This is a genomic window from Acidovorax cavernicola, assembly GCF_003581445.1.
This window is the reverse complement of the sequence record NZ_QXMN01000006.1, coordinates 163,125-173,397: the sequence shown is the minus strand read 5'-3', so window position 1 is coordinate 173,397 and position 10,273 is coordinate 163,125. Positions and strand designations below refer to the sequence as shown.

Here is a 10,273-nt window from a genome sequence, read left to right as displayed (position 1 = left end):
AGGGCGTGGTGCCGGACGGGGCATGCACCTGCTCGACGGACAGACAGAACGCCACCCGCGTTCCCGTGCCGTCGACGCTGTGGACCGAGAGCTGTCCGCCCATGCGCTGCACGATGCGATGGGCGATCAACAGCCCCAGGCCGCCGCCGACGGCGGGGGCGTTGTCGGCCAGCAGGCGGGTCATGCGCGCGAGGGTCTCGCCGTCGATGCCGGTGCCGCTGTCGGTCACCTCGAAGTGCAGTTGCCATGCGTCGTCGATGGGCCGCGCCTGCAGCCACAGTCCGATGGCGCCGTCGCGCGTGAACTTCGCCGCATTGGCCAGCAGATTGAGCGCGACCTGCTGCAGCCGCTTGCCGTCCAGGCGGACCACGGCGGGAAGCTCGCCGTCGACCTGCAGGGTGAAGGTGTTGTTCTGCCGCTGCGCGAGGGCGTCCGCGTACTGCGCGATGTTGTCGACCAGCGTGCGCAAGTGCACCGGCTGGGTCTCGACGGCCAGCGGCGCCAGCTCGCCCTTGGCGTAGTAGACGAGGTCGTCGATCAGCTCGAGCTGGTAGCCCGCGCTGCGCTCGATCGCGGCCAGCCTCGTGTGCTGCGGCGCGTCGCTGCGCGCCTGCATCAGCTTCAGGTTGCCGAGGATGGTGGACACCGGGGCGCGCAGGTCGTGGCTGATGTAGGCCAGCAATTCCTTCTGCTCGCGTGCGCGCCGTTCCGCCTGGTCCAGCGCCTCGCTCAGGGCGCGCGTCTTGCGCAGGACTTCTTCCTCCAGCCGGTGCTGCTCCCGGGCCTGCCACAGCAGCAGGGTCTGGCGTGCGGCGTTGCGCTGGCGCGTCTGCTGGGAAGACCAGGCCGTGATCGCGAAGGCGCCGACCAGCATGCCCGGGAGCGCCAGCGCGTAGTGGTCGAAGTCGGACGCCGAATGCTCCGCGAACGTCAGCGCGGACATGCGCAGCAGCGAGCCCGCGCAGATGACGAGCATCACGAGCAGCGACAGCCGGCCGCCCGGGCCGGATCGCCGCTGGTAGAGGTAGGTGCAGACGGTCAGCGTGAGCACGATCAGCGGCGCGTTGATGGTGCCGATGAGCGCGAACGTGCCGTAGGCGCTGGCGGAGCTGAACAGGACCCCCAGCAGGATCACGACCTCCAGGTTGCCCAGCACGACCAGCAGCGGCCGTCCCGGCACATGGACCGGGCTGCCCCGGCTGCGTTCGCGGAAGTACAGCAGCAGGCAGATCGCGGCGGCGGCGACCGTCACGTTGTGGGCGCGGAAGCTCCAGTCCGTGCTGTTCGGCCACAGCGCGATGCGCGCATAGCCCCGGTAGGTGGCTTCGTACAGCGCCACCATCGCGAAGCTGCCGGCCTGGTACGCCAGCATGGGCGCGCGCGAAATGCACCAGAGGGCGGCCGAGTACACCGCGAACGCCAGCAGCCCGCCGATCAGCAGGCCGCTGAGCAGCGCATGGTTGCGTTCGATGTGCTGCCATGCCCGGTCCGTGTGCAGCTCCAGCACCAGCTTGAGCTGGCCCGTGCTCCTGACGCGCACCAGCACCTGCGCCGACTCCCCCGGCTGCAGGTGGATCGCGACCTGGGGAATGCGGTCATGGCGGTGCGTGGCATCCATGGCGTCCGACACCCCCGCCGACGTGTGCGTCCACACGGGCTGCCCGTCGCGCGTGCGCAGCACATGGAAGTCCACATGCCGAAGCCATGTGACGTTGAGCCCGAGCCGGGCCTGGCGGATCTCCGGCGTGTCGTTGACCAGCGACAGGCGCAGCCAGATGGCCGATGGCGAAAAACCCCGCATCAGGCGATCGGGCGTCGCAGGCTGGAATCCGCCCGCGCCGCCGCTCGCCAGCGTGGCCGCATCGCTGGCCGCCAGGCGGGCCGTCGGGTCTTCCAGGACCTCGACCGCCTGCGCGATGTCCACGGCACCCCGCGTCAGCGCGCTGAGCCTGACGGCTTGTGCTTGTGTTGCGCCAGCCGCGCAGGACCACAGCCACAGGGCCAAGCCCAGCAGGCAGGCTGCCAACCGAGGGGGCGTGCGCATCGGCGGTCAGGCGCCTTGCCCGCGCGTGAGGGTGGCTCGTCCGGCGCCGGCCTGCCGGCAGGCGGAGGGCGTGCAGTCGAAGTACTCGCGGAATGCAGTGGCGAAATTCGCGGCGCTCGAGAACCCCACCGCCGCGGCGATCTCCTCGATGCGCATCGCCGATTCGAGCAGCAGGCGCTGGGCTTCCAGCAGCCGCGCATGGCGCACGAACTCGAACACCGTGCGGTTCGTCAACTCCTTGAACACCCGGGACAGGCGCTTCTCGTGCGTGCCCACGCGTGCGGCAAGCTCGCGCAGCGGCAGCACGCGGCTGAGATCCGCCAGCACGAGGCGCTCGGCCGCCTGCATCAGGGCGCGGTCCATGGCCGTGCCCGGCGCTCCTTCGGTCGCCACCAGGTGCTCGGCCGGGGGCAACTGCTCGAGCGGACGGGCGGCGGGCGAGCGGCGGCGTTCCGCCAGCGCAAGATGGATTTCCACGCGCGCCACCACCTCGGCCGGATCGAAGGGCTTGAGGATGTAGTCGACGGCGCCTGCGCGCAGGCCCGTGAGGCGCTCTTCCACCGTGGCCGACGAGCTGACGAAGATGACGGGAATGTCCGCGGTGGCCGGGTCGGCCTTGAGCAGCCGGCAGGCGGTGAAGCCGTCGGTCGCGCCCATGCGCACGTCCAGCAGCACCAGATCCATCTGCAACGTCGTCGCCCGGCGATAGCCCTCCATCGCGTCGAAGGCGAGCGTGATGCGGTAGCCGGTGCCCCGCAGCGTTTCCAGCAGCAGCTTCAGCTCGTCGATGTTGTCATCGACCACCAGCAGATGAGCTCTCCGGGGCTCCGGAGCGGACCAATAAGACATGGAAAGAGGGGGCGACGGCACTGCGCTCGCGTGCCAGGTCGCTGAATCAATGTAACCAAGAAAACAATTTGGTAATCATTGTCACAAAGAATGCAAATTCATCCAATGACTGCAAGTCATTCCTGATGGATTCGATTGCCATTGGCGCCGGCTGCCAAAAGAAAAACGCCGCGCCGGGGTCTCTGTCAGAGGGAAAACGGGTGCTGGAGGAGGGCGCAGCCGGAATTTCCGCTATTCCGGGGATGGCCGGGCCAATACCGTCCATCAAAAGAAATGGACGGCCCGGAAAAAGCCCATAGGTCAAAAGACTGACGCAATGCCGCCCGTGCCCGCGTCCATTCACTTCCCTACATCGTGAATTGCTGAATTTCTTTTGCCTTTCGTGTGAAGTATTCGACGTTCAAGCACCTTTGTGAGCGCTCGTCCGCGAAGGCAAAGGCCGCGGCCTTTCCGGCAAAAGCCCGGACCACCCCGCACACCAAGAATCCCGCCCCATGCAAGTGCACGCCTGCATGACCCGCGCACCGGGTCCTGCGGCGAGTCCTCGAGACGTGCAAGCGGCGCTCGAGATTTCCCAATGTGTGCGACCCAGGCTGTTCGCCGAAGGCGACGGCTTGCCCGAAGTCCGAAGTCAAGGAGAAACGAAAAATCATGGAAGCTGTTTACAAGTCTGGTGGCGTGGCCCGCCAAGCGGCGGCAGAAACCCCGCTGGTTCTGGATCGTCCGTCGATCGTCTCCTTGAAGATCGCGCCCGAAAGCGTGCTCAAGTACGAGCGCCGCGGCAACGACCTCGTGCTCGTGCTGCGCGACGGCCAGGAAGTCGCCGTGCGCGGCTTCTTCACCGAGTACCCGGACGGCGGCCGCAACGACCTCGTGCTGGAAGACGCTGCCGGCGTGCAGTGGTGGGGGCAGTACACCGCGCCCTGGAAGGACTTCCACTTCACCGAGATCGAGTGGAACGACGCCGGTGGCGCGCTGCTGCCCGACGGCGTGCCGGGCTGGCTGCTGGGCGCGCTCGGCGTGCTGGGTGTCGGTGCCGCCGCGAGCGGTGGTGGCGGCGGCGGCGGTGGTGGCCCGGCCTTCATTCCGCCGATGCTCCCCCCGCAGAACCGCAACCCCGAAGGCAAGGCCGAGCCCGTCGTCACCGATCAGGACAAGCCCGTGCAGGGCCAGGTGAACGCCACCGACCCCGACCGCGATGCGCTGAGCTTCACCGTCGCCAAGGGGCCCGAGCACGGCACCGTCACCGTCGATCCGTCCACGGGCCAGTTCGTCTACACCCCCAAGCCCGGCTACGAAGGACCCGACAGCTTCGAGGTGACTGTCAGCGACGGCAAGGGCGGCACCACCACCGTGAAGGTGCCCGTGACCGTCTCGCCCGTCAACGACGCCCCCACGGCGCCCGACTACAGCGAGACCACGCCCGAAGACACGCCTGTCAGCGGCCGCGTGACCGGCAGCGACCTGGACAGCGGCGACACGCTGACCTACACCAAGGGCAGCGATCCATCGCATGGCACGGTGACGGTCAACCCCAACGGCACCTACACCTACACCCCCGCGACCAACTTCAACGGCACCGACAGCTTCACTGTCACGGTGAGCGACGGCAAGGGCGGAACGACGACCAGCACGATCACGGTGACCATCGACCCGGTGAACGATGCACCGACGGTGCCGAACTACACCAAGACGACGAACGAGGACACGCCTGTCAGCGGTCAGGTGACGGGCAGCGATGTGGATGGCGACGCGCTGACCTACACGAAGGGCAGTGATCCGGCGCACGGCACGGTCACCGTGAACCCCAACGGCACCTACACCTATACGCCCGCAACCAACTTCAACGGCACCGACAGCTTCACCGTGACGGTGAGCGATGGCAAGGGGGGCACGACGACCAGCACGGTGACCGTGACTGTCGATCCGGTGAACGATGCACCGTCGGTTCCCGACTACACCAAGACGACGGACGAAGACACGCCCGTCAGCGGTCAGGTGACAGGCAGCGACGTGGATGGCGACACGCTGACCTACACGAAGGGGAGTGATCCGGCGCACGGCACGGTCACCGTGAACCCCAACGGCACCTACACCTATACGCCCGCAACCAACTTCAACGGCACGGACAGCTTCACGGTCACCGTGAGCGACGGCAAGGGTGGCACGACCACCAGCACCGTGACGGTCACGGTCGACCCGGTGAACGATGCACCGACGGTACCGAACTACACCAAGACGACCAACGAAGACACGCCGGTCAGTGGTCAAGTGACCGGCAGCGATGTGGACGGCGACACGCTGACCTACACCAAGGGCAGCGACCCGGCGCACGGCACCGTGACGGTCAACCCCGACGGCACTTACACCTACACGCCAGGCGCCAACTTCAACGGCACGGACAGCTTCACCGTCACAGTGAGCGACGGCAAGGGCGGCACCACCACCAGCACGGTGATGGTCACGATCGATCCAGTCAACGACGCCCCGGTGTTCGTCGACGGCGGCGGCACGCCTGTGGACGCGGCGACCGGTTACGTGTTCGGCTACGACGAGAATCGCCCGGCGGGCACAGTGCTGGGCACGGTCCGAGCGACGGACGTCGACAGCGCGACCGTGACCTACAGCATCCTCTCGGGCAACGACAACGGCTACTTCGCCATCGATCCGGCCACGGGCGCCATCAGTCTCACGGCCGCGGGCGCCGCGGCCTTCGTCAATGACTACGAAGCGGGCGCCAACGCCCATGCACTGGTGGTCGGCGCGAACGACGGCACGGTCACGACGTCGATCCCGGTCACGCTGAACGAGCAGAACATCAACGACGCGCCCACGGCGCCCAACGACACCAAGACGACGAACGAAGACACACCCGTCAGCGGCCAGATCGTCGGCAGCGACGTGGACGGCGACACGTTGACCTACACGAAGGGCAGCGACCCGGCGCACGGCACGGTGACGGTCAACCCTGACGGCACTTACACATACGTACCTGCGACCAACTTCAACGGCACCGACAGCTTCACTATCACGGTGAGCGACGGCAAGGGCGGCACGACCACCAGCACGATCACGGTGACCATCGATCCGGTCAACGATGCGCCGACGGTACCGAACTACACGAAGACGACCAACGAAGACACGCCCGTCAGCGGTCAGGTGACCGGCAGCGATGTCGACGGCGACACGCTCACTTACACCAAGGGAAGCGATCCATCGCACGGCACGGTGACGGTCAACCCCAACGGCACCTACACCTACACCCCTGCGACCAACTTCAACGGCACCGACAGCTTCACCGTCACGGTCAGCGACGGCAAGGGCGGCACGACGACGAGCACGGTGACCGTGACGGTCGACCCGGTCAACGACGCCCCGGTGTTTGTCGATGGCGGCGGCACGCCCGTGGACGCGGCGACCGGCTACGTGTTCGGCTACGACGAGAACCGTCCCGCAGGTACGGTGCTGGGCACCGTCCGTGCCACGGATGTCGACAGCGCGACGGTCACGTACAGCATCCTCTCGGGCAACGACGACGGCTACTTCGCCATCGATCCAGTCACGGGTGCGATCAGCCTTACTGCCGCGGGTGCGGCGGCCTTCGTCAATGACTTCGAAGCAGCCTCCAATGCCCATGCGCTGACGGTGGGCGCAAGCGATGGCACGCTCACGACCACGATCAAGGTCACGCTCAACGAGCAAGACATCAACGAAGCGCCGACCGCGCCGAACTACACCAAGACGACCAACGAAGACACGCCAGTCACCGGTCAAGTGACCGGCAGCGACGTGGACGGCGACACGCTGACCTACACGAAGGGCAGTGACCCGTCGCATGGCACCGTCACGGTCAACCCCGACGGCACCTACACCTACGTGCCTGCGGCCAACTTCAACGGCACCGACAGCTTCACTGTCACCGTGAGCGATGGCAAGGGCGGCACGACCACCAGCACGGTGACGGTCATGATCGATCCGGTCAACGATGCACCGACGGTGCCCAACTACACCAAGACGACCAACGAAGACACGCCGGTCAGCGGCCAGGTGACGGGCAGCGATGTCGATGGCGACACGCTGACTTACACCAAGGGCAGCGATCCATCGCACGGCACGGTGACCGTCAACCCTGACGGCACCTATACCTATACGCCAGGTGCCAACTTCAACGGCACCGACAGCTTCACTGTCACCGTGAGTGACGGCAAGGGCGGCACGACGACCAGCACGGTGACCGTGACCATCGACCCGGTCAACGACGCTCCGGTGTTTGTCGATGGCGGCGGCACGCCCGTGGACACGACGACCGGCTATGTGTTCGGCTACGACGAGAACCGCCCGGCGGGCACGGTGCAGGGCACCGTCCGTGCCACGGACGTGGACAGCGCGACCGTGACTTACAGCATCCTCTCGGGCAATGACGACGGCTACTTCGCCATCGATCCAATGACCGGCGCCATCAGCCTCACGGCAGCCGGTGCGGCCGCCTTCGTCAACGACTTCGAGGCGGCTTCCAATGCCCACGCACTGGTGGTCGGCGCGAACGACGGCACGGTCACGACGACCATCTCCGTCACGCTCAACGAGCAGGACGTCAACGAAGCGCCGACGGCACCGAACTACACCCAGACGACGAACGAAGACACGCCGGTCAACGGCCAGGTCGTCGGCAGCGACGTCGATGGCGACACGCTGACTTACACCAAGGGCAGCGATCCATCGCATGGCACGGTGACGGTCAACCCGGACGGCACCTACACCTACACGCCCGCGGCCAACTTCAACGGCACCGACAGCTTCACGGTCACGGTGAGCGACGGCAAGGGCGGCACGACCACCAGCACAGTGACCGTGACGATCGACCCGGTCAACGACGCCCCGGTCTTTGTTGATGGTGGCGGCACGCCCGTGAACACGGCGACCGGCTATGTGTTCGGCTACGACGAGAACCGTCCGGCAGGCACGGTACTGGGCACCGTCCGCGCGACGGACATCGACAGCACGACGGTCACGTACAGCATCCTTTCGGGCAATGACGACGGCTACTTCGCCATCGACCCGGCCACGGGTGCCATCAGCCTCACTGCCGCAGGCGCAGCCGCCTTCGTCAACGACTTCGAGGCAGCCTCCAACGCCCACGCGCTGACGGTGGTTGCAAGCGATGGCACGACCACGACGACGATCAAGGTCACGCTCAACGAGCAGGACATCAACGACGCGCCGACGGCGCCTGACTACACCAAGACGACCAACGAAGACACGCCCGTCAACGGTCAGATCATCGGCAGCGACGTCGATGGCGACACGCTGACCTACACCAAGGGAAGCAACCCGTCGCACGGCACGGTGACGGTCAACCCCAATGGCACCTACACCTACGTGCCTGCGGCCAACTTCAACGGCACCGACAGCTTCACCGTCACGGTCAGCGACGGCAAGGGCGGCACCACCACCAGCACGGTGACCGTGACGGTCGACCCGGTCAATGACGCACCGACGGCCACGGTGAGCGCGCCTGGCATCGTGTCCGAAGGCAGCCTGCCCGGCGGCATCGCGGGCGTCGGCGAGCCACCGGCGCAGACGAGCGGCACCATCTCCATCACTGACCCGGACAGCGCCGCCGGCAGTCTGTCGGTCTCGTTGAGCGGGCCGACCGGCGTCACCTCCGGCGGCCAGCCGGTGACCTGGACCTGGGATGCGGGCACGCACACGCTCACGGGCAGCGTTACCGTCGGCGGTGTCACCAAGGAGGTGATGACCGTGGCCGTCGGCAACGTCACCGCCGCCACGGGCGCGGGCCAGTTCCAGGCGGGCTACACCGTCACGCTGAAGGGGCCGATCGATCACCCCGCGGGCAACGGCGAGGCCGTGTCGAACCTGCACTTCACGGCGCAGGTGAGCGACGGCCAGCTGTCTTCCGCGCCGGTCGGCTTCGACGTGCCCGTGAAGGACGACGCGCCGGTGCTCTCGAACGGGCAGCAGGCGGTCGACGTGGCGCCGATCCACACGAACCTGATGGTGATCCTGGACCTGTCCGGGAGCATGGGCGAGGAAACGCCGACGCGACTGAGCCGGGCAAAAACTGCCATCCAGAACCTGATCGACGGCTACGACCTGTATGGCGACGTGCGGGTGCAGCTTGTGACCTTCAGCACCACCGGCCAGGCGCGCGGCTGGATGACGGCGAGCGAGGCCAAGACACTGGTCCAGGGCTTGGTGGACGGCGGCAGCACCAACTACGACGCCGCCCTTGCGCAGGCGATGTCCGGCTTCGCGACCAACGGCAAGCTGCAGAGCGCCCAGAACGTGTCCTACTTCCTCACGGATGGCGAGCCGACCCGTGGGGACGGCAATACCGGTACCTTGGGGAATACCAGTGTCAACAGTCCGGCCGACCACGGTATCCAACCCGCGGAAGAAGCGATCTGGACGGCGTTCCTGAATGCCAACAAGATCAACTCGTTCGCATTGGGCCTCGGGACCGACCTCGCTGCAGCGGCGAAATCCTTTGTCGACCCGATCGCGCACAACGGCATCACCGGCGCTGGCGCCGACGGCCAGATCATCACCAACACGAGCCAGCTGAACGACGTGCTGCAGGGCACGATCAGCGTGCCGCCCACGATCAGCAACCTGCTGACCGGCGACCTCGGCGCGGGCGGTTCGGGCTTCGGTGCCGACGGTGGCCATGTGTCCAAGCTGACGCTCGACGGCACCACCTACACCTACGACAGCAGCACGGGCCTGATGACCGCGAGCGGTGGCGGCAGCTACAGCTACAACGCGGCAACGCACCAGGTCACGGTGACCACGACACACGGCGGCAAGCTGGTGGTGAACTTCGACTCGGGCGAGTTCGCCTACCAGGCGGCGCCGAGGACCGGCAGCTCCGTGAACTACGACGAGACCCTGAGCTACCAGGTCACCGACCGCGACGGCGATGTGAGCAACGTGGCCACGCAGACGCTGCACGTCAACTACTCGCCGGCGGCCGCTGCGGCAGCGCTCTTCGCATCGCCCGATTCGCTGGGGCTTGCCGGCCTCGACGAAGCCACGGTGTCGCTCGAGTCGCAGTCGCATTCGCCCTTGGGCGAGAGCCCGGCGTGGCACGGGCTGCAGCTGTCCGACATGCTGCAGGCCCACAGCGCGGCCGAGTCGCTGCATGCGCTGCTGCAAGCTGCGTTCCCGCCGGCCTTTGGCGGCGCGCAGGCGCCCGGCACGGCGACGGTGCTGTCCCTGGCGTCGTCCGCCGATTCGCTCGCGGCCTACGCACCGCCGGTGGCTTCGTCGCTCGACGACGAGCTTCACACAGGCCTCGCGCTTCACCACTGACCGACCGGGGTGCCGGCGCCGTTCGCGGCGCCGGCACCGTGTGGTCCG

The 10,273-nt window shown here is 67.0% G+C and carries 3 protein-coding genes; 1 reads left to right on the top strand and 2 read right to left on the bottom strand.

What is annotated here, in order from left to right:
• Together D3H34_RS08440 and D3H34_RS08435 are read right to left on the bottom strand one after the other, a co-directional pair.
• The coding region (locus tag D3H34_RS08440) for a sensor histidine kinase (RefSeq protein WP_147400411.1) at window positions 1-2,044 on the bottom strand (2,044 nt) is incomplete at its 3' end.
• 6 nt (window positions 2,045-2,050) lie between these two features.
• Window positions 2,051-2,893, bottom strand: a complete 843-nt coding sequence (locus D3H34_RS08435; RefSeq protein WP_119552994.1) for a response regulator transcription factor — start codon at window positions 2,891-2,893, stop codon at window positions 2,051-2,053.
• A 651-nt stretch (window positions 2,894-3,544) separates the two neighbouring features.
• On the opposite strand from D3H34_RS08435, the gene D3H34_RS08430 reads away from it, so the two are divergent.
• Entirely contained in the window at window positions 3,545-10,225 is a 6,681-nt protein-coding gene (locus tag D3H34_RS08430; protein WP_119552993.1) for a tandem-95 repeat protein, read from the top strand.
• Window positions 10,226-10,273 lie beyond the last annotated feature (48 nt).